This is a genomic window from Nocardia acididurans, from assembly GCF_016741815.1.
Taxonomy (GTDB): Bacteria; Actinomycetota; Actinomycetes; order Mycobacteriales; family Mycobacteriaceae; genus Nocardia; species Nocardia acididurans.
The window spans coordinates 359,300-383,592 of the sequence record NZ_JAERRJ010000001.1 but is presented as its reverse complement, the minus strand read 5'-3'; the positions used below and the strand labels follow the sequence as shown (position 1 = coordinate 383,592).

General features: G+C 68.4%; 22 protein-coding genes. 9 read left to right on the top strand and 13 right to left on the bottom strand.

Features of this window, described 5'->3' with window-relative positions; genetic code table 11:
- Positions 1-15: 15 nt before the first annotated feature.
- The 6 genes from JK358_RS01765 to JK358_RS01740 all read left to right on the top strand — a co-directional run bounded on the left by JK358_RS01765 (position 16) and on the right by JK358_RS01740 (position 6,755).
- Complete coding sequence (locus JK358_RS01765) at positions 16-1,221, top strand: hypothetical protein (protein WP_201942602.1); 1,206 nt, start codon at positions 16-18, stop codon at positions 1,219-1,221.
- A gap of 98 nt (positions 1,222-1,319) precedes the next feature.
- Positions 1,320-2,477 carry an HpcH/HpaI aldolase/citrate lyase family protein gene (locus JK358_RS01760; protein WP_201943763.1) on the top strand — a complete coding sequence of 386 codons (1,158 nt, stop codon included), beginning with the start codon at positions 1,320-1,322 and terminating at the stop codon, positions 2,475-2,477.
- Positions 2,474-5,164, top strand: a complete 2,691-nt coding sequence (locus JK358_RS01755; RefSeq protein WP_372440580.1) for a phosphoribosyltransferase domain-containing protein — start codon at positions 2,474-2,476, stop codon at positions 5,162-5,164. Before JK358_RS01760 ends, JK358_RS01755 begins: the two co-directional genes overlap by 4 nt.
- Complete coding sequence (locus JK358_RS01750) at positions 5,164-6,036, top strand: HAD family hydrolase (protein ID WP_201942599.1); 873 nt, start codon at positions 5,164-5,166, stop codon at positions 6,034-6,036. Before JK358_RS01755 ends, JK358_RS01750 begins: the two co-directional genes overlap by 1 nt.
- 100 nt (positions 6,037-6,136) lie before the next feature.
- A complete protein-coding gene (locus JK358_RS01745; protein WP_201942596.1) occupies positions 6,137-6,436 on the top strand; it encodes a hypothetical protein in 300 nt (99 codons plus the stop codon).
- A complete protein-coding gene (locus tag JK358_RS01740) occupies positions 6,429-6,755 on the top strand; it encodes a YlcI/YnfO family protein (protein WP_201942592.1) in 327 nt (108 codons plus the stop codon). Before JK358_RS01745 ends, JK358_RS01740 begins: the two co-directional genes overlap by 8 nt.
- Before the next feature lie 46 nt (positions 6,756-6,801).
- Here JK358_RS01740 and dhaM read toward each other — a convergent pair whose 3' ends face one another.
- The 7 genes from dhaM to JK358_RS01705 form a co-directional block, all read right to left on the bottom strand.
- Positions 6,802-7,626 (bottom strand): dihydroxyacetone kinase phosphoryl donor subunit DhaM, encoded by an 825-nt coding sequence (gene dhaM, locus JK358_RS01735; RefSeq protein WP_201942589.1) that lies wholly within the window; start codon positions 7,624-7,626, stop codon positions 6,802-6,804.
- Positions 7,623-8,240, bottom strand: coding sequence for a dihydroxyacetone kinase subunit DhaL (gene dhaL, locus JK358_RS01730; protein ID WP_201942586.1), 618 nt, complete (start codon positions 8,238-8,240; stop codon positions 7,623-7,625). Before dhaL ends, dhaM begins: the two co-directional genes overlap by 4 nt.
- The gene (dhaK, locus tag JK358_RS01725) at positions 8,240-9,238 is read right to left on the bottom strand and encodes a dihydroxyacetone kinase subunit DhaK (protein ID WP_201942583.1); all 999 of its coding nucleotides are present in this window, start codon (positions 9,236-9,238) and stop codon (positions 8,240-8,242) included. Before dhaK ends, dhaL begins: the two co-directional genes overlap by 1 nt.
- A gap of 137 nt (positions 9,239-9,375) precedes the next feature.
- The gene (locus JK358_RS01720) at positions 9,376-10,110 is read right to left on the bottom strand and encodes a hypothetical protein (protein WP_201942580.1); all 735 of its coding nucleotides are present in this window, start codon (positions 10,108-10,110) and stop codon (positions 9,376-9,378) included.
- Positions 10,111-10,189: 79 nt separating this feature from the next.
- On the bottom strand, positions 10,190-10,951 hold the full coding sequence (locus JK358_RS01715) for an AIM24 family protein (RefSeq protein WP_201942577.1): 762 nt from the start codon (positions 10,949-10,951) through the stop codon (positions 10,190-10,192).
- Positions 10,948-11,652: an AIM24 family protein gene (locus JK358_RS01710; protein ID WP_201942574.1), complete on the bottom strand. Its 705-nt coding sequence runs from the start codon at positions 11,650-11,652 to the stop codon at positions 10,948-10,950. The genes JK358_RS01715 and JK358_RS01710 overlap by 4 nt, the downstream gene beginning before the upstream one ends.
- 8 nt (positions 11,653-11,660) lie before the next feature.
- On the bottom strand, positions 11,661-12,284 hold the full coding sequence (locus JK358_RS01705; RefSeq protein ID WP_201942570.1) for an AIM24 family protein: 624 nt from the start codon (positions 12,282-12,284) through the stop codon (positions 11,661-11,663).
- A 115-nt stretch (positions 12,285-12,399) separates the two neighbouring features.
- Between JK358_RS01705 and JK358_RS01700 the strand changes: the two genes are divergently transcribed.
- On the top strand, positions 12,400-13,752 hold the full coding sequence (locus JK358_RS01700) for a TerD family protein (protein ID WP_201942567.1): 1,353 nt from the start codon (positions 12,400-12,402) through the stop codon (positions 13,750-13,752).
- A gap of 79 nt (positions 13,753-13,831) precedes the next feature.
- Here the strand turns inward: JK358_RS01700 and JK358_RS01695 are convergent, their stop codons facing one another.
- From JK358_RS01695 to JK358_RS01685, 3 genes are all read right to left on the bottom strand, one after another.
- Positions 13,832-15,448, bottom strand: coding sequence for a glycosyltransferase family 87 protein (locus JK358_RS01695; protein WP_201943759.1), 1,617 nt, complete (start codon positions 15,446-15,448; stop codon positions 13,832-13,834).
- Positions 15,449-15,538: 90 nt separating this feature from the next.
- Positions 15,539-17,731, bottom strand: a complete 2,193-nt coding sequence (locus JK358_RS01690) for a transglycosylase domain-containing protein (RefSeq protein ID WP_232850663.1) — start codon at positions 17,729-17,731, stop codon at positions 15,539-15,541.
- A gap of 780 nt (positions 17,732-18,511) precedes the next feature.
- Positions 18,512-18,922 (bottom strand): DUF5318 domain-containing protein, encoded by a 411-nt coding sequence (locus JK358_RS01685; RefSeq protein ID WP_372440579.1) that lies wholly within the window; start codon positions 18,920-18,922, stop codon positions 18,512-18,514.
- A 298-nt stretch (positions 18,923-19,220) separates the two neighbouring features.
- Here JK358_RS01685 and JK358_RS01680 point away from each other — a divergent pair, with 298 nt between their 5' ends.
- Complete coding sequence (locus tag JK358_RS01680; protein WP_181582143.1) at positions 19,221-19,778, top strand: PadR family transcriptional regulator; 558 nt, start codon at positions 19,221-19,223, stop codon at positions 19,776-19,778.
- Positions 19,771-20,868 carry an inositol-3-phosphate synthase gene (locus JK358_RS01675; RefSeq protein WP_201942564.1) on the top strand — a complete coding sequence of 366 codons (1,098 nt, stop codon included), beginning with the start codon at positions 19,771-19,773 and terminating at the stop codon, positions 20,866-20,868. The genes JK358_RS01680 and JK358_RS01675 overlap by 8 nt, the downstream gene beginning before the upstream one ends.
- Before the next feature lie 85 nt (positions 20,869-20,953).
- Here the strand turns inward: JK358_RS01675 and JK358_RS01670 are convergent, their stop codons facing one another.
- The 3 genes from JK358_RS01670 to JK358_RS01660 form a co-directional block, all read right to left on the bottom strand.
- Complete coding sequence (locus JK358_RS01670; RefSeq protein WP_201942562.1) at positions 20,954-21,379, bottom strand: GyrI-like domain-containing protein; 426 nt, start codon at positions 21,377-21,379, stop codon at positions 20,954-20,956.
- A 7-nt stretch (positions 21,380-21,386) separates the two neighbouring features.
- Positions 21,387-21,842, bottom strand: coding sequence for a GyrI-like domain-containing protein (locus tag JK358_RS01665; RefSeq protein ID WP_201942559.1), 456 nt, complete (start codon positions 21,840-21,842; stop codon positions 21,387-21,389).
- Positions 21,843-22,010: 168 nt separating this feature from the next.
- Positions 22,011-24,218: a transglycosylase domain-containing protein gene (locus JK358_RS01660; protein ID WP_201942556.1), complete on the bottom strand. Its 2,208-nt coding sequence runs from the start codon at positions 24,216-24,218 to the stop codon at positions 22,011-22,013.
- Positions 24,219-24,293 lie beyond the last annotated feature (75 nt).

Genomic DNA, 24,293 nt, shown 5'->3' with positions numbered 1-24,293 from the left:
TCCTAACATCGGGGCGTGGCAGGCCGTAGACGCGGATGGTTCCGGGGGAGCGCGCGGAACAACGAATGGGTGCAGCAGGCCCGGCAGACGCTGACGGCCGCATTCCTGGACATGGATACGCGGCAGAGCATCGCCGAGACTGCTGTGGCGGCCTCCGCTCAGATGTTTCCGGAGCGGGGGATGGCGGCGCAGTGGGAGCCGGTGCGGGCCCGCTGCTATGACGCCGCGGGGGCCTATCTGGCCTTGAACGAACGGCTGGACCAGGCCGAACGCGAGGGTGGCACGGTTCCGCAGCAGGAGATCGACACGCAGGTGCGGCGGCTCGCCGACGCGGCGTCGGGGGTGGACCGGTTCTATCGCGGTAATCAGGCGCACCTGGAGAACGCGGTCGCCGTGTACAACACGGTGCCGCAGCTGGTGGCCCAGGTGCGGGCCGCGGCGGGTGCGGCGCGGCAGGCGGCGAACGATTCGCCGCACGCGAGTTATCCGTCCATCCGGCGCGCGGCGGCGGCCGTGGATGAGGGACTGATCACACTCGAGGGTGCGGTCGCGGGGGGTGCGACGGGGGCGGTGCGGGACGCCGCGACCAAGCTCGAGGCGCATACCCGCGAGTTGTCAAGGGCCCTGGAAGACGCACCGGGCAAACAGCATTCGGCTACCACCGCGCTGGCCTCGGCGGCCACGCGACTATCGGCGGCGCGGCACCGCCTCGACCGCATCCCACCCGCCATGTCCACCCTGCTCCGGGAGTTCAACGCTGCGAGTTCGGCGGATTTGGCCAACAATGGGCGGGAAGCCCACCGAGCCGTGGACGCCGCCGACGCGGAGCTGTCCCGGGCCCGGGCCGCATTGCAGAACAACGACCCGGAGCAAACTCTCGAGCTGACCACATCCGCCCGCGCGCACCTCGCCGTCGCCGAGGAGCAGGCCGACGCCGTCACGGACCGGCTCAGCCTCCTGCGAGAGGTGCGCGACAAACCGCAAGACAAAGCCAAAGCCGTTCGATTCAAACTGCGCGACGCGCAGATGCTGGCCGTGAACAACGGCCTGGTCGCCGAATGGGGTTCGGTACTGGACGCCCAGGCCGAACGCCTCGACCGGGTGTCGGGCAGTCTCGGTGACGCCCGGCATCCGGACTACTGGGCCTACGTGTCCGAGCTGGACCTCATCGCGAATTTCGTCGCCGGTGTTGTCGATCGGATGCGCAATACAGATAGATAAACCGACCAACTAGTCAGGAAGGATGGGGGCCGATGACCGGAGTTATCACCACCGATCCGGGCCTCTTCGCCCCCGTATCGCTGCACAAGCGCCTACCCATGCGCCACCATCGGCACGTCACCGGCCCCGAACTACGCGAACTGTTCCACCGCGTCCCCGAACCCCTCTCCGACCTCACCGACCGCGATCTGGTCGCCATGGCGCTCGGCGCGACCCTGTACGTGCCCGCCACCCGCGACGACCTCACCGCCACCATCGTGCGCCGGGCGGAACGCGGCGTCTGCTCCATGGTCATCGACCTCGAGGACGCCGTCGCCGACCACGACCTCGAATTCGGAAAACGCCAGGCCGCAGCCACATTGAACGAACTCGGCGCGGGCACCGACCTGTACCCGCTGCTGTTCGTGCGCGTCCGCGACGCCGACACCATCGCCGAGATCATCGACTGGCTCGGCCCCGGCGGCCGCGTCCTCACCGGCTTCGTCTTCCCCAAATTCGACAGCGTCTCCGGCGCGAAATACCTCGACGCCCTCGACGCCGCCTCGGAACGCCTGGGCCGCACCGTCTTCGGCATGCCGGTGCTGGAATCGCCCTCGCTGGTGCACCGGCAGACCCGCGACCTGGAACTGCACCGCATCCAGGACATGCTCACCGAACGCCGCGACGCCATCCTGGCCGTGCGCATCGGCGCCACCGACATGTGCTCCACCTTCGGCATCCGCCGCGACCGCGACCTCACCATCTACGACGTGCGAGTGGTCGCCGACGTCATCGCCGACATCGTCAACTATCTGGGGCGCACCGACGGCACCGGCTTCACCATCACCGGCCCGGTCTGGGAGTACTTCGCCGACCACGAGCGCATGTTCCGGCCCATGCTGCGCGCCTCGCCGTTCGCCGAGTCGGACGCCGTGCCGTTTCGCGAATACCTGGTCAGCCGGGACCTCGACGGCCTGCTGCGCGAGATCGCCCTGGACCGGGCCAACGGCATCCAGGGCAAGACGGTCATCCACCCGTCACACGTCTCGGTCGTGCACGCCATGTCGGTGGTGACGCACGAGGAATACTCCGACGCCCTGGACATCCTGGGCGGGGAGGCCGGGGGCGTCGCAGCCTCCGAATACCGCAACAAGATGAACGAGATGAAGCCGCATCGCAGCTGGGCCCGGCAGACCATCCTGCGCGCAAGGGTTTTCGGTGTGACCAACAAGGGAGTGTCGTTCGTGGATCTGCTGAAAGCGCTGGTGGCGTCGTGACCGAATACCCGGGCGGCACGGCCGCGGGCTACGGGAACGACAGCGGCAGCGGTTCGGGCGGCACCGCGATCACCGAACCCTGGGCGACCCGGGAGCTGGGTCTCGGTCTCCGCCACGAGAATTCGTACGTGGGCGCGGACGAGTGGGATATCGCCGCCCTCATCGAACCCGGCCTGCGCCGCAACCCGCGCCGGGCGCACCTGCTGGTGTCCACGGTGCTCGGCAAACACCTGCCCACCGATCCGCACCGTGTGCTCGACGCGGGCAACCGCCTGGGCGATCTGGTGCGCGAGGTCGTGGCCGGTCCGGTCGTCGTCCTCGGATTCGCCGAGACCGCAACGGGACTCGGCCACTGTGTGGCCGCGCGCATCGCCGCCGAGTGCTACCTGCACTCGACGCGGCGCGACGTGCCCACCGCCGAAACCCTCACCGGATTCGAAGAGGGCCACTCGCACGCCACCTCGCACCTGCTGCAACCCGCGCCCGCCGCGATCTTCCTCAACGACCTGCCCATGGTGCTGGTCGATGACGAGATCTCCACCGGCGCAACAGCGATCGACGCCATCCGGGCTTTGAACGAGTTCATGCCCCGCTCGCACTACGTGCTGGCATCGCTGGTGGACATGCGCACCGAGGCGGACAAGGCGGCGTTCGACGCCGCCGCCGCCGAACTCGGCGCGCGCATCGACACCGTCTGCCTCGCCTCCGGTGCGACCCTGTTGCCCGAAGGTCTCGTGGATTCGGTTGCCGCACTGCCCGATCCGGAGCTGAACCCGGTCGCCGCCGTGCGCGGCGAGTTCGCGCGCATCGAACTCCCCTGGCCCGCCGATGTTCCCGAGGGCGGCCGCCACGGCATCCTGGACGCTGACGCGGCGGCCTTCGAGTCGGCGGTGGCACAGACCACCGAAGCCCTGTGGCGCGAACTCGACGCACTCCCCTGGGGCAGCGTCGCGGTGACGCGCGCGAACGGCTTCGAGTCCGGGCGCGCCGATGGCAATGCCCCGCACGCAGGGCGGTTCCCGGCCGCATCCGCTGTCGCGGACAGGTCTGCCGGCGCGGACGTATCCGGCAGTGCGGCCGCGAGCGATGTCGCGGATGGTCCGACCGTGCCGCGCCCGGTGATCGTGGTGGGGCACGAGGAGTTCATGTACCTGCCGCTGCGACTGGCCGCGGCGCTCGCGGACAGTGGCGTGGCGACGCGGTATCAGACCACGACCCGTTCCCCTGCCTACGTGCTGGACGAACCCGGGTACCCGCTGCGGCGCGGATTCCGTTTCACCGCACCGGAGTTCGATGACGAGGCCCCGCGCTTCGTCTACAACGCGCACTGGCCGGAGCCGAGCGCGGTCGATCCGATTCTGCTCGTCGTGGTGGACGAGCCCGCCGACACCGATCGGCTCACCGCCGCCGGTGGGCTCATCGACGTCCTGACCGCTTCCGGCGCGGACGTCGTGCTCGCCGTGCTGCCCGGCGCGGATCCCCGGGAACTCCACGCCGACCGCGCGGGCGCCGGTATCGCAAACAGGGGAGGAGCCGCCATGTCGCGGGATGAGAACGCGCCGCACCGCGCTGCGGATCTGCCCGCTCCGTTGCGCGGACCCGAATTCGGGTCGTACGCGCCGGACGAGGTGGCGTGGCTGCTGAAGGATCTCTCCTACGCGGACCTGGAAGCCGATGTGGCCGAACGGGAACAGCGGATCCAGGCCGGTGAGGCGCACTACGCGGAGTCGCTGCCGATCGAGTATCAGCCGGACGCGGCGTATCGCGAGCTGTTCGACAAGGTGCTCGCGGAGAGCGCCGAGCGGCTGGCGCTCGCGGTGGCCACGGTTTCCGAAATTGTTGTGGCCGAACGCGGTGAGAACGTCGTGCTGGTGTCGCTGGCGCGGGCCGGGACGCCGGTCGGCGTGCTCATGCGGCGATGGCTGGCCACCCGTGGGCTGGATGTGCCGCACTACGCGGTGTCCATCGTGCGGGATCGGGGCATCGATCCGGTGGCGCTCGATTACCTTGCGCGCCACCATGATGCGGCCGATATCGTGTTCGTGGACGGCTGGACCGGCAAGGGCGCGATCACCCGGGAGCTCACCGAGGCGCTCGACGCCTACCACGCCGCCGGCGGCGCACGCTTCAACGACGAGCTGGCGGTGCTGGCCGATCCGGGCAGTTGCGTGCGCGTCTACGGCACCCGCGACGATTTCCTGATCGCCTCGGCCTGCCTGAATTCCACTGTGTCCGGCCTGGTTTCGCGGACAGTGCTGAACGACACCCTGATCGGTCCGGGCGATTTCCACGGCGCGAAGTTCTACCGCGAGCTGGCCTCCGACGACGTCTCCGGCCGCCTGCTCGACGCGGTGCGCGACCGGTTCGACGCCGTCCGCCCGTTCGTCGCCGAACATGTTGCCGCCGTGCGGGATTCCGACCGCTCCCCCACCTGGGCGGGCTGGAAGTCGGTGGAGGCCGTGCGCGCCGAATACGGCATCTCCAGCGTGAACTTCGTGAAACCCGGTGTGGGCGAGACGACTCGCGTGCTGCTGCGCCGCGTGCCGTGGAAGGTGCTGGTGCGCGACGCCGACGCCCCCGAGCACGCCCACATCCGCATGCTGGCCGCCGCCCGCGGCGTGCCGGTGGAAGTCGTGCCCGACCTGGCCTACGCCTGCATGGGACTGATCAAGGACGTGAAGAACTGATGCTCGACCGAAGACGACTATCGCGAAGACGAACCCTCATCGCGACGGATCTCGACCGCACCATGATCTACTCCCGCAATGCCATCGGCGCCGACACCGAACTTCCCACGGTCTGCGTGGAACATCTCGAGGGCGCTCCCCTGTCGTTCATGACGACCATCGCGGCCGACCGCATGCGCTCGCTCACCGAGCCCGCCGCCGTCATCCCCACCACCACGCGAACCATCAAGCAGTTCAACCGGATCCGGCTACCCGGTGCGCCCTGGCGCTACGCCGTCACCAGCAATGGCGGCAATATCCTGGTCAACGGCATCCCGGATATGCGCTGGCGCATCGACCTCGACGCCGAGGTGCGCTCCACCTCCGCGACGCTGTCCGAGGTGAGCGCCGAACTCCGTTCCCGCATAGACGATTCCTTCGTCACCAAGTTCCGCATCGCCGATCACCTGTTCTGCTACCTGGTGGTCAAACCGAAGGCGGTCCCCGCCGACTTCCTCGCCGAATGGGATGCCTGGTGCCGCCCGCGCGGCTGGTCCGCCTCCCAGCAGGGCCGCAAGATCTACACCATGCCGCTCGCGGTCTGCAAATCCCGCGCGGTCGCCGAAGTCCGCCGCCGCCTGACGGATTCGGCCGAACTGGCCGCCGACGCGCGCCTGCTGGCCGCCGGTGACGGAGCCCTCGACGCGGAAATGCTCCGCACCGCCGACTCCGCCATCCGCCCCCGCCACGGCGAACTCGAACAGCTCAACTGGACCAGCCCCAACCTGACGATCACCCGCACCTCCGGCATCCTGGCCGGCGAGGAGATCATCGACTGGTTCATGCGATCCACCCCCGAATCGGACCAGGACTCAGCGCCGGTTCGCCCCTAATCCATCCGTCCCGACACGCCGTGCGGGACACACGACCATTCACCGTGCGAATTTTCAATCGCCCACCAGCGATAATACCGAGGTATTATGGTCACGACCCGTGGATTCCGGCATGTACGAATGGTGGTTCGGGTCGCGTGCTCTGCTCGACGAGGTAGGAATCGAGCGGTGGGAAGTGATGGAGGTGCTGTTCTCGCCGCGACGCTGGTCACGCCCGGCAACCAGCCGTGAGGGATTGGCCGTGCTGACCGTGTGGGGGCGCACCGACGAAGGTCGTGCGCTGCTCGTGCTGCTCCGCTGGCTGCGGGTTGTCGGCCGCTGGCAGATCCTCTTCGCCGCGCCGATGACTTCGATGCAGCTCGCCGAATACACCGCTTGGGAGGTAACCGGAGATGAATAGCCGACCGGACCAGAGCTACCCGCGTAGTGCTCAGGAGGCGAAGGTTTTCCTGGACGGGTTGACCTTCGATGATGCTGTGTCGATGCCGGCGTTGCCGCCCGCGACCGACGAGATCGAACGCGGGATGGTCACCACTTCGCTGAAACTGCCGCAGCAGACGCGCGACCGGGTGCGGGAGCTTGCCGCTGAACACGGCATCACGTCGTCGATGCTCATCCGCCAGTACATCGAGATGGGTCTTGCCAGTGAGGCTCCCGACAAGATGATCTCCCTGTCGGACGCGATCCGCGTGCTCTCCACACTGCGGCCCAGCGCCTGACCACACGCTGATTCCGCGTCGAGTGGGCGGTCGTGAGCGGCTCCGGTCAATGGTTGGTTGCCACTGTGCGGACGTATTCCACGGCGGCGGCGGAATCGGGGCCGGTGGCGGAGACCTCCAGCCGATGGCCGGGCAGGATGCCGAGGGTGAGGACCCGGGTGAGGCTGTTGCCGGGTACCGGTCCCGCGCCGGTGCTGGCATTGCGAAGCCGCACCTCGGCGTCGAGTTTGCCCAGGGCGGAAACCAATTCGGCGGCGGGCCGGGCGTGCAGGCCGTGCGCGTTCGTCACTTCGACGATGGCGGTCATCGGTTCGGGTCGACGGATTTCCGGGACATCGATTGGGGGAGCGGAGAGTTCGCTGACCGGGTGTGCTTCGGCCGGGGGAGTGTTGATTCCGGCGGCACCGGGCTCTTCCGTTGGAGGAGTGGCGATTACGGCGGTTGTGGGCTCATCCGGTGGGGGAGTGGGGGTTTCGCCGAGCTGGGCGCGTTTGCCGTCCAGGGCGTGGTCGGCCTCGTGGGCTGCCTTGTCCAGGTCCGCGCCACCGTCGGCGGCGGCCAGGGCGGCGACCAGTCCCTCCACCAGCGGTGCCGCGCACAGTCGCACCCGGTGCGGGGATTCGAGCAGGTCGAGGGCGGTTTCGGCGGACAGGACCGCGCTGCCGAGGTCCATCAGCACCAGCACGCCGTCACCGGAGTCGGCGGCCTGGATGGCGGTGGCCACCGCGACGGCGTCGGTGCCGTACTCGGTTTCGGTCAGGCCCGCGGCAATCACTATGCGGGCCTGTGGTTTCGGCAGCAGCGCGGTGGCCAGGTCCACGGCCGCGCTCGCCAGGGCGCGGCCGTGCGACACGACCACCAGGCCGATCAACGCAGCGCCTGCCGGGCCGCCCGGACCAGCAGGACGGCGCTCGTCGCGCCCGGATCTATATGGCCGATACTGCGTTCGCCCAGGTAGGAGGCGCGGCCCTTGCGGGCCTGCAGGGGTTGGGTGGCGCGGCGGCCCTTGTCGGCGGCGGCGACCGCGGCCTCCAGCGCGGTGACGGGGGAGGAGCCGACGGCCACCTGCCGGTCGAGGCAGGCCGCGGCGGGCAGCAGGGCGTCGATCATGGTCTTGTCGCCGGGGACGGCCCTACCGCGTTCGGCCACCGCCTCCACTCCGGTCCGGAACGCCTTCGCGAATGTGGCTATGTCCGTGCCGTTTTCGAGCAGCGGCGCGCAGCGCAGGAAGAATGTGCCGTAGAGCGGTCCGCTGGCCCCGCCGATGGTGCTGACCAGCACGGTGCCGGTCTGCTTGCAGATGGCAGCGGGCCCACCGGCGGTGGAATCCTTCAGCGCCGCGACGGCCGCGTCCAGGCCCCGCTTCATATTCGTGCCGTGGTCGGCGTCGCCGATGGCCGAATCGAGTGCGGTGAGCTCCGCGACGCGTTCGGTTACCAGGGCGGCGAAGGCGCGGATCCAGGCCGCGGCATCGATGGTCGTCATCACATTCCCCATCGCAGGGCCGGGGTACGCACGGGCGCGTCCCACAGCGTGGTCAGTTCTTCGTCGAGCCGGGTGAGAGTCACCGAGCAGCCGGCCATCTCCAGCGAGGTGATGTAGGGGCCGACCAGAGCGCGTTCGATCGCGACGCCGTGCCCGCGCAGGATGCGGGACACCTCGTCGACCATGAGATACAGCTCGAGCAGCGGGGTGCCGCCCATGCCGTTGAGGAAGCAGAGCACCCGATCCCCGTGGGAGAACGGCAGATCCGCGAGGATCGGTTCGACCAGCATGGCCGCCACCTCGTGCGCCGGGGCGAGCGGGACGCGCATGCGGCCGGGCTCGCCGTGGATGCCGATGCCGATCTCCATCTCGGATTCGCCCAGTTCGAAGGTGGGGTGTCCGGCCGCGGGCACGGTGCAGGAGGTGAGCGCCATGCCCATGCTGCGGGATTCGTCGTTCACCCTGGTGGCGATGCGGGCGACCGCGTCCAGCGGCATCCCGCGCTGGGCGGCCGCTCCGGCCATCTTCTCCAGGATCACTGTCGCGCCGACGCCGCGGCGGCCCGCCGTATACGTGCTGTCCTGTACCGCCACATCGTCGTTCACGATGACGGGCACGACTTCGACGCCGGTGTCGGCGGCCAGTTCCGCCGCCATCTCGAAGTTCATGACGTCGCCGGTGAAGTTCTTCACGATGTGCAGCACCCCCGCACCAGCGTCCACGGCGGTGGTCGCGGCGAGGATCTGATCCGGTACCGGGGAGGTGAAGATTTCTCCCGGGCAGGCGGCGTCCAGCATGCCGAATCCGACGAATCCGGCATGGAGGGGTTCGTGTCCGGAGCCGCCGCCGGACACCAGTCCGACCTTCCCCGCGACCGGTGCGTCGCCCCGCACGACGATCCGCGCTTTGGCGTCGACCCGCAGCTCGGGATGTGCCGCCGCCATGCCCGCCAGGGCGGCATCCACCACCTCGCCCGGATCGTTGATCAGCTTTTTCACCGAGAACTCCCCTCGCAAGGCCGTAAGGGTTCACAGGTCAGAGTCCCACTCCCGTCCCCGATCCGCCCTGGATTTCGGACTTTTCGGGTACGGCGGCCTGGTGAGCGCAGTGGAGTTCGGGCAACGCGGTCCCGGTGTTATTCGGGAGCGCCGTCCTCCAGGGATCGGGCCAATTCGATATCGGTGACGAGCTGAACCATGAGCTCCCGCAGCTCACCGTCGGGCAGATGCCCCGCCGCGAACTCGAACGGCTCGGAAATATCGAGGCCACCCTGCGTGGCCTCCAGAATCACCCACGGAATGCCCACATCGGCCACGCCGAGCCGCTCCCGCACCAGATCGGTCGTATCGTCGACGAGCTCGACCCGCCGGGTCACCGCGGCGGTCATCTGCTCGTCCAATTCGGCGCGCCGCAATTCCAGCGCGCCCAGATCCGCGCCCGCCTCCTGCATGGGCGTGGTCCGCACCGAGCCGTCGTCGAACACCTGGAAGCCCTCGTTGACAGCGGTTGTGCCCAGCGAGATCTCGGCCTCGGCCAGATCGGGCAGGGTGCGCAGGCAGTCCAGCACCGCGTCCAGCGCGGCCACCAGCCGGTCGCGAATCTCGCGGCGGTGCACCACCTCCCGGTCCGCGGCCTCCCGTTCGGCCAGCACCTGTTCGACGGCGCGCCCGATCTGGAAGGCCATGGCCGTGGACTCGGGCGCCCAGCCGCCGTTCGGGACGAACTCGCCCTCTTTGGGCGTGATGGTGTCGAGGAAGCCGTTGACCGCGTCGAGCAGGTGTTTCAGCTGGTCGCGGGACACGGCCGGATGCCGGAAGGCTCGAAGGTACTGTTCGTGCGCTTCCGCGGGATCGACCTCACCGTCGCTCACATCGCCGATCCTGCCACGGCCGCGGCGCGGACCGGCGAATCCCGGCCATCTGATGGCGTGCCCTGTGCAGTGGTGCCACTCAGTAGTTCTGTTGACCCTGCAACTGCTGCATGATCGTGGCCTGCAACCGCTGCAGACCCGACGGCGTGATGCCGGTCTGCAACTGGCCCTCGATGGTGCGCACCAGATGCGAATCGTCGAGCACCTTCTCACTCGACTGGATCAGCACCGTGCCCGCGCCGGTGAAATCGAACTGCCGCTCCTCACCGGAGTTCACGCCGAACCGGGCGGCGCCCGCCGCCAGGAAGCTCGACACCCAGCGCTGATCGAAATGATGGCTCGGCGACGGGCAATCCGCCCACCCCACCAGCGATTCCGGATCCACCCGCAGCGGCGGCTCGGCGAAGATGACCGGGCCGTTGGAGGAGGCCAGGAACTTGCCGGTGCCGATCAGCGTCAGAAAGCCGGGCACGATCGACTGCTTCAACGCCAGCTCCGGCTCGAACGCGAGCAGATTCGCCGCGCGCACGGTCAGATTGCCGTCGTCGAGATCGAAGGAGTTGATGTTGTAGCCGCGGTCGCCGATGATCAGCTTCCCCTGGCCCTCGGCCACCACGTAGTCACCGGAGAACAGCGGAGCCGAGAACTGCTGCGACACCATATGCATCAGCCCGCCGTGCAGCCCGTGCGACAGCGTATTGAACTGCATCTGCCCGTAGTAGGCGATCATCGCGCCCTTGCGCATGAACCACGGCTTCCGCAGGTCGATGCAGAACGCGTAGTCGTTGCCCGGAACATTGTCGCTGTCACCGAGATTCATCGGATTCAGGAGCTCGGTCACAGCTTCTCCTCGCTGGCCTGCACGTACACCACACCCTGACCGATACAGTGCAGCTGCATCGCCTCACCGGAGCCCTTGCCCACGGCGTCCCGCCAGCTCATGGCCGACTTCAGCTCGGTCTGCACATTCCCGTACGCGGCCACGAACGCCTGCGGATCGACGACCACCGGATATTGGCCGCCCACCTGCAACTCGATGAACCCGCCGTGCCCCAGCAGCACCGCACTGCCCTGCCCGGACAGCTGCGTGGTGAACATGCCCGCGCCCGTGAGCACTCCGGCCGCCGCGCCGCGCAGCGCGCCCATCAGGCCGCCGCCGCGTCCGCCCTGCCCGCCGCCCGAACTGGCGACGGACACGATCGAACTCTGCAGCTGCGCCGTATTGGCAAGCAGCCGTGAGGCTTCCACGCGCAGCACCGCGCCGGGCTGCATATGCACCACATGGGTCTCCAGACCCGCGAATCCGTAGTGCACCTCGCCCATGCCGGTGGCCAGCATGGTGGCCTCGTGCTCACCGGCCATCATGCGACCGGCCATGCGCGCCAGCCCGCCCATGCCGCCCATCTGCGACGCGCCCGGCACCTGATGCGGTGCGAAGGACACGTCACCGGTGTAGAAGAGCATCGCGCCGGTGCGTGCCACCACGCCGCCCGCGTGCCCCACGTTGATCTTGACGACCTTGCCGTTGACCTGCTCGAACACGCGCGCCCCTACCGTTCCGCCGGCTGGATGAGCACGACGCCCTGGCCGTCCCAGCGCAGCGAGAACGCCTCGCCCGCGCCCTGACCCATGGCGTCCCGCCACGAAACATCGGTCACGAAGGACTGATTCAGGTTGCCGCGCGCGGCCACGAACGCATCCGGGTCCACCACCAGCGGATACTGCGGCGACACCTCCAGATGGATCAGCGGCCCGCCCGCGGACAGCAACGCCACCTGCCCGACACCGGTCACCGTGGTGGTGAACAGGCCCGCACCCGTGGTCGCGCCGCGCAGACCCGCGAAAGTCACGCTGCTGCGCAGGTTTCCGGCGAAAGCCAGCAACTGCTGCGATTCGACCTGCAGGGTCTCGTTGTTCAGGTTCACCACGGTGACGTTCTGGCCGTTGACCGCGAAGTACACCTTGCCCTGGCCGCCGCACTCCATCAGCGACAGCGATTCACCGGTGGCGCGGCGCTTCAGCCCCGCCAGCACCCCGTCGCCCCCGCCGAAACCAGCGCTCTTGAACTGGACATTGCCTTCGTAGGCGACCATCGATCCGGAGATCGCGCGGACACTTGTCCCCGCGAGCTGGGCCTCGATCACCTTCTTCGATTTCTCGAACAGCTGCGCCATCTGTTCCCTTGTGCTCGAACTTTGCCGTCACCCTAACCGATGCGGGCGTCCGCTGCTGCCGTTGTTTTCTCGTAGAGTGGGCGGCGACAGCACCGGCGAGAGTGAAGGGTCAATCTTGTCCGCAGCACTGGTGAAGGGCCAGAACGGCCCGGTGAACGTCAACGACGTGGTGATCAGCGTGGAGATCGCCGCCCCGGCGGATATCTCGGCGCTTCTGGTCACGGAGAACGGCAAGGTTCGCTCGGACGCCGACTTCGTGTTCTTCAACCAGCCCAGCGGTCCGGGCGTGAACCTGCAGCCCGCGCCGGGCGGTCCGGCCGCACTGGCCATTTCGCTGCCCGCGGTGCCCGCCGAGATCGCGCAGATCCGCGCCGTCATCACCCTCGACGATCCGGGCAACAACTTCGGTCGCATCCCGGCCCCGACCGCACGTGTCTCCGACGCGGGCGGCAATGTGCTCTTCGAATACCGGGTCGAGGGTCTGAGCAGTGAATCCATCGTGATCGCGCTCGAGGTGTACCGGCGGCAGGGCGCCTGGAAGGTGCGCGCGGTCGGCCAGGGCTACGCGGGCGGATTCGCGGCCCTGGTCACCGACCACGGCGTCCGCGTGGACCAGCCCGCCCAGTCCGCCGCCCCGCAACAGGCCCCACCGCCCGCACCCCCGCAGCCGACCGGCGGCTACCCACCCCCGGGAGCCGGATATCCGCCGCCCGCACCGGGCCAGCAGTACGCACCGACCGGCGGCTACCCGCCCCCGAATCAGCCTGGCGGACAGGGTTATCCGCCGCCGCCCGGTGGCCAGTACCCGCCGCAGGCCGGATATCCGCCCGCCGGCGGCGGTTTCGCGCCGCCGGGGCCCGCGCCGGATCGGGATCTGCCCGCGAGCGGTCAGACGGTCAGCCTGCTCAAGGGACAGCGCGTCAATCTCCGCAAGGAGGACGGCAACCAGCTCACCTACGTGAAGATGGGCCTGGGCTGGGATCCGGTCAAGCGCGGCGGCATGTTCGGCAACCGCGCCGTGGACATCGACCTCGACGCCTCGGTGGCGATGTTCGCCGATATGAACCCGGTGGATGTCGTCTACTACGGCAGCCTTTCCTCCAAGGACGGCTCGGTCCGCCATCAGGGCGACAATCTGACCGGTGAGGGCGCGGGCGACGACGAGGTCATCCTCGTCGACCTCACCCGCATCCCCTCGCACGTCACGACCCTGCTGTTCATGGTCACCTCGTACAAGGGCCACACCTTCCAGCAGGTCGCCAACGCCTTCTGCCGCCTGGTCGACGGCGGCAGCAATGCCGAGCTGGCCCGCTACACCCTCGACGGTGGCACCCCCACCACCGCCATGGCGATGGCCAAGCTCTATCGCGACGGCCAGGGCGGCGTCTGGAAGATGGAGGCCCTGGGCGAGGGCTTCCAGGCCAAGCACCCCGGCGAGGCGCTACCCCAGCTCGGCCGCTTCGTCTGACCCGGTCCCGCCGGACGGAATTCTCGGACAGCGAACGGCCCCACACTCGAGAGAGTGTGGGGCCGTTCGACTTTCGCTATCAGGTGCCTGCGGTAGCCCGCGTGCGGGGGCGCAGCACGGCTGGGAGCCAAGGCTGTTCGGGATCAGGCGCGTGGTCGAGGACGCCACCGGAGGGATCGTCCTGGCCGTCGCGCCGCACCACGTCCTCGGCGGGCCGGTATATCTGCCGAATCACCAAGACGCACAAGGCGATCACCGCGATATCGCGCAGCACGACGGTGCCGGTGAACCACTGCTCCGGCACCCCCTTGCGGTCGGTGCCGAGGTAGTAGTACATGCGCGGCACCCACACCAGCGCGTCGATTGTCATCCACGCCAACAGGATTCGGCGCTGGGGGAGTGCCAGCACCGCCAGCGGCACCAGCCACAGCGAATACTGCGGGCTCCACACCTTGTTGGTGAGCAGGAATGCCGCCACGACCAGAAATGCCAACTGCGCCAGGCGCGGTCGTCGCGCGGCGGTCAGCCCGATCCAGCCGATTCCGGCGCAGGCGGCCAGGAACAGCAGCAGTGACACCAGGTTCAGCATGGACGGCGTCTGCCCGGTGGTCAGCGGCCCGTCGAAGCCGGTCCACCCGGTGAAGGAGGTGATCACGTTGTAGATGGAATCCGGGTCGGCGTGCCGTTCGGTGTTGAGCCGGAAGAACTCCCACCACCCGTTCGGGTACAGGATGGCGATGGGCGCGTTCACCGCCAGCCAGGTCAGTGCCGCCGCCCCGGCCGTCATGCCGAAGCTGCGCAGCGGCCCCGTCCGTCCGAACGTCCACCGGTCCTCGCCGAATCGCGCGGTGCGCAGGCACAGGATGAGGATCGGTCCGAGCAGCAGCAGCGGATACAGTTTCGCGGCCCCGCCCAACCCGAGCAGAATGCCCGCCAGCACCGGTTTGCGCCGCGCCCACGCCAGCAGCCCGCCGGCCGCGAAAGCCGTTGCGAGCGCGTCGAAGTTGGTGAAAGCGTGCACCGCGACCAGCGGCGACAGCGCGATGAGCGCGGCATCCCACACCCGCCGCCCGGCCAGCTGCGCGGACGCCCACACCGTCACCAGCCACGCCATGGCCAGACCGACGGCCACCACATTGAAGTAGATGACGACTTCGAGCCCGCCCGGCAGCGGAGAAGCCTTCCACGCCTTGGCGATTCCCATGGCCCCGTACTGGTAGAGCCCGGACAGCACCGGATACTCCATGTACCGGGCCTGCGGCCGGCCGTCGCCGTCCACGTCGAACCACTGCTTCTTGTACGGGAACGCGCCCTCGTTGAGGTGTTCGGCCCCGTACAGCGGCACCGTGTCCGAGTAGCACATGGCCACGTATTGGCGGCCGTTGTTCCAGTCCAGTCCGAGCAGTCCGTCCGCGTCGCGGGTCTGTTGGATGCAGCCCGCCTTGCCGAACCAGCCGAGGGCCAGGAACAGCAGTGCGAACACGAACATGACGCGCAGCGGCGTCCAGAATCGGACCCGTCCGATCAGGGCGTGATCGCCGACCGGCCCGCCGACGAGCGTGCACAGCTGTGCGGTGAGGGTGTCGGTGCGGCTGGGTTCGTCGCGGTCGTCGAGGGACCGCTGATCGGTCGCGAGCGGTGCGGGTGATTCGTAGAGTTCACCCGGATCGCGCCGTGCGCGAGCGTCTTCGGTCACGGGTTCCCCGCCTGTCCCCACCGTGGCACCGGCCGGCTCGCCCGAGGCGGCCGGCCGGTTGTCCAGTTCCTGCTCGATCACGGCAGAAGGCTACCGAGACCGTGTCGGCCCGGTGCCGTTGCCATTCCCGTTGCCGCCGCCGTTGCCTGTCCCGCCGCCGCTGTTCGCCGTGGTGGGCGCGCTGCGCGTGGTGGTCAGCGGGGAGCCGTCGGAGGGCGCGACCGGTTGTCCCGGCATCGGCCCGCTGTCGTTCTCCTCGGTCTGCTGGGAGCGCTGCTGGTTCTGCGGGTTGGGCGCGAGACCCGGTACCGGGATGGTGATACCCGGCAGGATCTCCACCTGGCTCTGCGTGATGACCGGCGGCGCGATGGGGTTGTCACTGGTCGACGGCGCGGTGTACGGCGCGGACCAGGACGGCACACCGGCCTGACCGGCGATGGCGCCCGGCTTCGGGAAGGACTCGTTCGGCGTGCCCGAGAGCGTGCCGTCCATGGTGCCCTTCCAGATGTCGGAGGGCAGGCCGGAACCGTAGATCATGCCGCCGTTGGCGTTTCGCAGTTTCTCGCCCTGTTCGGTGCCGACCCAGACCGCGGTGGCCAGCGACGGCGTGTAGCCGACCATCCAGGCGTCGCGGTTCTCGCCGGTGTCGCCGAGCTGGTTGGTGCCGGTCTTGGAGGCCGAGTCGCGGCCGCCCGCCAGGTTGTGGTTGCGCGACCAGGCGGCGATGGGCTTCATGGCGGCGGTGACGTTGTCGGCCACGGCGGCCGAGACGCGCTGCTCACCGGCGACGTCGCCGCGGTCCAGCAGCACGCTGCCGTCGGAGGCCACGACCTTGGTCACGAAGTGCGGCGCGTGATAGACGCCGGACGCCGCGAGGGTCGCGTACGCGGAGGCCATGTCGAGCACGCGCACCTGGTACTGGCCGAGCACGATGCCGTTGTTGGGGCCGGAGCCGTCCGGTTCGGTGAGCGTCTTGCCCACGCCCGGAATGGATTCCGGGATGCCCAGCTTGTGCGCCATGTCGGCGATCTTCTGCGGGCCGTTGCCCGGCATGTCCAGCATCATGCGGTAGAAGCTGGTGTTCAGCGACCGCTTGAGCGCCTCGGCGATGGTGCACATGCCGCACTGTTCGCCTTCGACGTTCGTGATCTTGATGCCGTTCACGGTGACCGGCGACGAGTCGTACAGAGTGGACAGCGACTTGCCCAGTTCCAGGTTCTCGGCCAGGCCGAACACTTTGAACGAGGAGCCCGCCGGCAGACCGGCATTGGCGAAGTCGAAGCCCTGGCCGTCGGTGCCGCCGTAGTAGGCGAGCACCGCGCCGTTCTTCGGATCCACCGAGACCACCGCGGTGCGCAGGTTCTCGGGTTCACCGTCCATGTACTTGTTCACCGAGTCGATGGCCGCCTGCTGGGCGACCGGATCGATGGTGGTGGTGATGGTCAGGCCCTCGGTGTTGAGCTGACGCTCGGAGATGCCCGCCGCCGTCAGCTCCTTGAGCACCTGCGACTTGATCAGACCCGCCGGGCCGTCGTCGGTGGTGTTCTCACCGGCGGCCTGCGCGGCCGGAATCACCGGCGGGAACTGGGTGCTCGCCTTTTCCTGCGAGGTCAGGTTGCCCATGTCCACCATGCCGGAGAGCACGTAGTCCCAGCGGGCTTTCGCGCCCGTCGGATTCTTCTCCGGGTCCAGGTTGGACGGCTGCTGGATGACCGCCGCGAGCACCGCGCCCTCGGCGGTGTTCAGCTCGGTGACCGGCTTGCCGAAGTAGGCCTTGGACGCCGCGTCGATGCCGTACGCGCCGCGACCGAAGTAGATGGTGTTCAGGTAGGCGGTGAGGATCTCGTCCTTGGACCACTGCCTGGCCATCTTCGCCGAGATCACCAGCTCCTTGAGCTTTCGGTTCAGCGAGTGCTCGTTGCCGACCATGGCGTTCTTGACGTACTGCTGGGTGATCGTCGAACCACCGCCCGCGTCCGCCACGCCGGTGGCATTGCGCCACAGCGCGCGGATGAAGCCGGTGATGGAGAAGCCCGGGTTGGTGTAGAAGGACCGGTCCTCGGCCGCGATCACGGCATTGCGCACCGTCGGCGGGATCTGGTCGATGGTGACGTCGGTCCGGTTGCCTTCCGGCGGAATGATTTTCGACAGCACGGTGCTGCCGTCGGCCGCCACGATGGTGGCCACCTGATTGGTCTTCAGGTCGCCCGGCTTCGGCACGGTGGCCGTCGAGTAGGCGATCAGGAACGCGGTGCTCGGCAGGATGACGAACAGCGCCAGCATGACGTAGCAGACCCGGCGGATGATCTTCCAGACCGAGCGCTTCTTCTTCGCGCCCGCGCCCCGGCCCGGACCGCCCGAGCCGCCGGAACCACCGGAGCCGGGACGGCGCGGCGGCGGACCCGACGGGGTGCCGCCGTTCTGCGCCCGCCGCGTGGCGGGCTGTGCGCCCGAGGGCGGGCGGGTGCGGTCGTCGGCCGGACGCGGTCGGGTCGCGGTGCCCGCGCGGCGGCCGGATTCGGCGGCGCGCTGGGCGCGGTCGGAGGTCGCGGCACGCTGGATGTGTTCCGGAACAGCCTGTCGCCCACCGGTATTCGCGGCCGGGTGGGGTAGCTTGCGGGTGCCGCCGGGGCCTACGCCACCGGCCGGATTGCCCTGCGGAGTGGGACGTCGCTGCGCATCCGCGCCGCGCGCGGGACCGCCCTGCGGCGCCGCCGGACCGCGGCCGGGCTGGGGGTTTCGCGGCGGCATCCCGCCGGGACCGCCGTTGGGTACCGGGCCGCGCCGCTGCGCGTTCCCCGGGCCGGGGCCCTGGGCGGGGCGGGGCTGGCCGTTCGGCTGCCGTGCGCCGGGCGGCGGGCCTGCCGGTCGAGGCGGCGGGTAGCCGCCGGGGCCGGGTTGCGAACCGCCACGGGGGCGGCCGCCGTGCGGTCCGTCGTCATAGGGCGATGTCACAGCCTGGCTCTCCAATAGCTACTCGAAATACGGTCCTGTGGCTCGATGCGGTCACGTTCACCGCGGCGGGCACGCTCGTGCCCGCGGATCAGCAGTCGGCGTGGCCTTTCATTCGGCGGCGCGCCGGGTCCCGGTGCGGCGGCGGCCCGAGGGCACCGGCGGGTGGCCCAGCACATAGGACTGCACCAAATGGTTCCAACTGCAGGTCCGGCACACCTCGACGACATGAACCGAGAACTCCTCACGAGCCTCGGCCATCCGTACCAATTCCTCCGGTGTGCGGGCGGAGCCGGCGGCGGGCCCCAGCCCGTCGCCGAAGACCCAGGATACGAGGGTCAGCTGCTCTTTCCTGCAGATCGGGCATGTGACCTCGCTCCCCCGCCCGTGAAACTTTGCCGCACGCAACAGGTAGGGATTCGCATCGCACACCTCGGCCACGGCTACCCGCCCCGCATAGACATCAGCCAGCAGCGACCGGCGCCGGAGCGCATAGTCCACCACCTGCCGCTGTATTCGCACGCGACCCAGAGTACTTGCGACGGCGCACCTGCCGCACTCCCCGGATGAACTCTCAGGGTTCACCTGGGTGATCGAAAGGCGACAACTGATTTCGTGCGGGCCGGGTAACTCGCCGGGGACGTCCAGAGTCGGAGCGGCTCTCAACCGGCGGCACGCGTGCTCGACGGTCGACGGCTCTCAGCCGGGCGCCGAAGATTCGGGGAGGCGGAATGGTGGCGCTTTTATATCGGGCCGATATAGTTTGGAGCTGCATCCATCGGTTAGGTCTGAAGAGAACAAGTCAGGGAGGTGAGGCCCGGTGCTCGAGTTGGCAATCCTCGGGCTGCTCCTCGAATCTCCGATGCACGGCTACGAACTGCGCAAACGCCTCACCGGCCTGCTCGGTCCGTTCCGTGCCTTCTCCTACGGGTCGCTGTATCCGACCCTGCGGCGCATGCAGGCCGACGGTCTCATCGCCGAAGAAGCCCCGCTCGGTCTGGCCACGCGCCGGGCACGGCGGGTCTACAACCTCACAGACACGGGCCGGGAGCGGTTCAACGAACTGCTCGCAGACACCGGCCCGCAGAACTACACCGACGACGGCTTCGGCGTTCATCTCGCCTTCTTCAGCCGCACCCCCGCGGAAGCGAGGATGCGAATCCTGGAGGGCAGGCGGCGACAGGTCGAGGAGCGCCGAGAAGGACTGCGGGAGGCGATCAAACGAGCCAGCGGGCAGCTGGATCGCTACACCCGCCAGCTCCATCAACTCGGTCTCGAATCAAGCGAGCGCGAAGTGCGCTGGCTCAACGAGTTGATTGCTGCGGAGCAATCGACGAAGGCGGCACCACAGAAAGAGGGAAATATCGGCCATGAGTGACATCAACACCGAAGTACGGGTGGCCATTGTCGGCGTTGGTAACTGCGCTTCTTCCCTGGTCCAGGGCGTGCAGTACTACAAGGACGCCGACGCTGACTCGACCGTACCGGGTCTCATGCACGTCAAGTTCGGTCCCTACCACGTCCGCGACGTCAAGTTCGTCGCCGCGTTCGACGTCGACGCCAAGAAGGTCGGTTTCGACCTGGCCGACGCGATCTTCGCCAGCGAGAACAACACCATCAAGATCTCCGACGTGCCGCCGTCGGGCATCTCCGTGCAGCGTGGTCCGACGCTGGACGGCATCGGCAAGTACTACGCGCAGACCATCGAGCTGTCGGATGCCGAGCCGGTCGACGTCGTGCAGGCGCTGAAGGATGCCAAGGTCGACGTGCTCGTGTCCTACCTGCCGGTGGGTTCCGAGGAGGCCGACAAGTTCTACGCGCAGTGCGCGATCGACGCGGGCGTGGCCTTCGTCAACGCGCTGCCGGTGTTCATCGCCTCGGATCCGGTGTGGGCGCAGAAGTTCGTCGACGCCGGTGTCCCGATCGTCGGTGACGACATCAAGTCGCAGGTCGGCGCGACCATCACGCACCGCGTGATGGCCAAGCTGTTCGAGGACCGCGGCGTCACGCTGGACCGCACCTACCAGCTGAACGTCGGCGGCAACATGGACTTCAAGAACATGCTCGAGCGTGATCGCCTGGAGTCCAAGAAGGTCTCCAAGACCCAGGCCGTGACCTCGAACCTCGAGGGTCCGCTGGCGGGCAAGGTGCACGACCGCAACGTGCACATCGGCCCGTCGGACTACGTCGAGTGGCTCGACGACCGCAAGTGGGCCTACGTCCGGCTGGAGGGTCGCGCCTTCGGTGACGTGCCGCTGAACCTGGAGTACAAGCTCGAGGTGTGGGACTCGCCGAACTCGGCCGGCATCATCATCGACGCGGTGCGCGCCGCGAAGATCGCCAAGGACCGCGGCATCGGCGGACCGGTCATCCCGGCCTCGGCGTACCTGATGAAGTCGCCGCCGAAGCAGATCGCCGACGATGTCGCCCGCGCGCAGCTGGAAGCGTTCATCATCGACGCCGAGTAATTCGGACGCAGCACAAGGGCGGCCCCGCAATTCGATTGCGGGGCCGCTCTTGGCAATTCGGGGGTCGGGCGCGCAGCCCGGCCCGTCAGTCGAGGGAGACGTACACCTCGACCGAGGTCGGCCCGGTGTAGCGCTCGATCTCCGCGGTGTGCGAGCGCGTGATGGTGCCCGCGTTCTCCGCCTTGGCGACCTTCGCCCACGCGGTGCGCAGCAGGTCGTAAGGCTTGTCGGACACAACGAATTTCGCGTAGCGCCCGGACGGAATCCGCGTCACCACGTCACCGGTGTCCAGATCGTCGAGTCCGGATAGTTCGTAGCCGAGCACCGCGACCGCGTGGTCGTTCTGCCCGATGTAGGCGGCCACCCGCTCGGCCTTCTTCTCCCGCGCCAGGTAGCGGTCCCAGGTGAAGTTGACCAGGTCGAGGTCACGCGCGGTGACCTCGCGCCCGGCGAGCGGGATGGTCAGGCCGCCGACCAGGAACGGATCCAGGGTGACGATTTCGAAGTCCACTGTGCCCCTACCCCTCCGCGCTCGTATCCAGCGCGACGAAAACCTCCACTGTCCGGGAATCCGGGTACCGCTCGAAATCCCCGGTGTAGGCGCGCCGCAGCGTGCCCGATGCCTCCAGATCCCACACCGTGCGCCAGATGGAGGCGATGGTGTCGCCCAGGTTGTCCCCGCTGCGGGTGAACAGGGCGAATCTTCCGGCCGGGATGCGCGCGAGCACGTCGCCCGGTTGCAGGTCGTCCAGCGTGCGGCAGCGGTACCCGACGATGTGGGTCAGGTATGAGCCGATCTCCGGTGCGTGATCGACGTACGCCGTCGCGGGTGGCCCGGGGAGGGTGCGCGACAGATTGCGCTTCCAGGCCTCCTCGACCTTCACGCGGCGTGGTCCTTCGACCGCGAGTGCCGGACTGCGTAGCACCGTTCCGGCCACCAGCGTCTCGTGGCGTTCAACGACATTGAAATCCACCGGCGTCGCCCCTAAGTCTCGTGCTGTCTCCGACCCCACCCTGCTCTCCACCCGCATCCTGCCACCGTTGCCCGGAGTCGCTGGCATCGGTGGCGGATTCCACAATATCCACAGCCGGGCGCGGATGGGTCGGGTAGTGCTGATTCATGATCAACAGCTCTCGTTCCGCTAACCCGGAACCGGAATGGAAAGGCCGGGGAAGATCTCCACCTGTTTCGGTTCGGGCGCGGGCGGAATCACCACGACGGGATCCTGCTGCGCGCCATTGCCGGGATTCAGTATGTCCCAATTCCCGTCGGCGGGCGGCGCCCCCGCAACCGGCGCCGGATTCGGGAACTGTTCCACCGGCGTGCCGTCCAGTGCGCCGTCCATGGTGGCCTTCCAGATATCCGCGGGCAGGCCGGATCCGTAGATGGCGGAGCCGCGCGATGTCGTAATCGGTTGGGACTGTTCGGTTCCCACCCATACGGCGGTGGACAGCGACGGCGTGAAGCCGACCATCCAGGCGTCCTTGTTGTCGCCGGTGTCGCTGAGCTGGGTGGTGCCGGTCTTGGCCGCCGACGGCCGGTTTCCGGCCAGCCCGTGCCCGTTGGAGTAGGCGGCGATGGGCTGCATGGCGGAGGTGACGGTATCGGCCACCGAGGATTGGATGCGCTGTTCGCCGGGCGGCGGATCGCCGCCCCGGTCGAGCAGCACCCGGCCGTCGCCGGTCACCACCTTCTGCACGAAATACGGTGCGTGATAGGTCCCGGACGCGGCAATGGTGGCATACGCCGAGGCCATGTCTATCGGCCGCACGGAATACGCGCCGAGCACGATGGCGGGCAGCGGCGGCCCGCCCTCTTCGGTGAGGGTCTCGCCGATGCCCGGAATCGATTCCGGGATTCCGGCCAGGTGCGCGGCGTTGGCGATGGCCTTGGGGCCTTCGAACAGGGCCTGGCTGAGGCGGTAGAAGCTGGTGTTGAGCGAGCGCTTGAACGCTTCGGACAGCGGGCAGGTGCCGCAGGTCTCGCCGCCGACGTTCTGGATCTTCTCGCCGTTGACGGTGATGGGCGCGCTGTCGATTCGATAGGACAGCGAGATGCCCTGCTGCAGTGCGGCCAGCACCGCGAAAGTCTTGAAGGCCGAACCGGTTTGCAAAGGGGCCTGGGCGAAGTCGAAGCCGATGCCGTCCGGTCCGCCGTAGTAGGCGCGCACCGCGCCGCTGCGCGGGTCGATGGACACCACGGCGGTGCGCAATTCGGACGGTTGCCCGTTCAGGCCATTGTTCACGGCGTCGAGCGCGGCCTGCTGGGCGCGGGCGTCGATGGTCGTGAAGATCTGCAGCGCACCGGTGTTGAGTTCGTGTTCGCTGATGCCGGAGGAGCGCAGTTCGCGCAGCACCTGGGCGCGGATGAGGCCCTCGGGGCCGCGCGGCGTGTCGTCGACCTCGGTGACGGGCACGATGACGGGGAACACGGTGGCGGCCCGCTCGCTGCGGTTGAGCACGCCCATCTGGATCATGCCGTCCAGCACGTAGTTCCAGCGGTCGGTGAGGGCGTCCAGGTGGGTTTCCGGGTCCAGGATGGACGGTGTGCGCACCACGGCGGCCAGGACCGCGCCCTCGGCGAGGGTGAGTTCGGGAACGCTCTTGGCGAAGTAGGCGCGCGCGGCGGCGGAGATGCCGTACGCGCCGCGCCCGTAGTAGATGGTGTTGAAGTAGGCCTCGAGGATCTCGTCCTTGCTCCACTGCCGCGCCATCTTCGCGGAGATGATGAGTTCGCGCATCTTGCGGCTCATGGTGCGTTCGGAGCTGAGGAAGGCGTTCTTCACGTACTGCTGCGTGATGGTGGAGCCGCCGCCGGCGTCTTCCTTGCCGAGCAGGTTGTCGCGCGCGGCGCGGACGAAGGCCGAGGCGGAGTAGCCGGGGTTGGTGTAGAAGTTGCGGTCCTCGGCCGACAGCATGGCCAGCCGCACCGGTTCGGGGACGTCGCTGAGCGGGACGGGGATCCGATTGCCCTCGGGCGGTACGACTTTCGCGATGACCGACTGCCCGTCGGCGGTGAGGATGGTGGCGATCTGATTGGTCTGCACGGCATTCGGGTCGGGAATTTCCGCGCTCCAGTACGCCAATCCGATGAGCAGTGAGGGGATCACCGCGAAGATCACGAACAGCGTGGTCAGCACGCGCAGGACGCGTCGCCCCCGGGAGGCGCGCGGTCGTCGCGAACTATCCTGCCGTTTCGGTGTTTTGGGCGGTTTGGCGCGGCGTCGGGGCCTGCTGTGCGACGGCTGCTGCCGCCGGAACTGGTCTGTCGGGAGCTCATTCCACCCGGCCATGGTGGCGTACGGCGGTGGTTCGCCACGGCGCCGCTTACGGGATGAGCTCACGAGCATCTCCTTCTGGAGCGTTCGATAAAGCTTTGCGTACAGGTGAATGCCGCGTCCCGAATGCGGCGTGGCCCATGCTAA

Excerpts from the sequence above, each read along its gene's own strand:
- dhaL (WP_201942586.1), bottom strand. The coding sequence starts at position 8,240 with ATGACGACCATCGATGCCGCGGCCTGGATCCGCGCCTTCGCCGCCCTG.
- JK358_RS01675 (WP_201942564.1), top strand. The coding sequence starts at position 19,771 with ATGAGTGACATCAACACCGAAGTACGGGTGGCCATTGTCGGCGTTGGT.
- JK358_RS01690 (WP_232850663.1), bottom strand. The coding sequence starts at position 17,731 with ATGCTGGCGCTGTTCGTCATCCTGCCGAGCACCGCGTTCCTGATCGCC.
- JK358_RS01750 (WP_201942599.1), top strand. The coding sequence starts at position 5,164 with ATGCTCGACCGAAGACGACTATCGCGAAGACGAACCCTCATCGCGACG.
- JK358_RS01705 (WP_201942570.1), bottom strand. The coding sequence starts at position 12,284 with ATGGCGCAGCTGTTCGAGAAATCGAAGAAGGTGATCGAGGCCCAGCTC.
- JK358_RS01760 (WP_201943763.1), top strand. The coding sequence starts at position 1,320 with ATGCGCCACCATCGGCACGTCACCGGCCCCGAACTACGCGAACTGTTC.
- JK358_RS01740 (WP_201942592.1), top strand. The coding sequence starts at position 6,429 with ATGAATAGCCGACCGGACCAGAGCTACCCGCGTAGTGCTCAGGAGGCG.
- JK358_RS01660 (WP_201942556.1), bottom strand. The coding sequence starts at position 24,218 with ATGCTCGTGAGCTCATCCCGTAAGCGGCGCCGTGGCGAACCACCGCCG.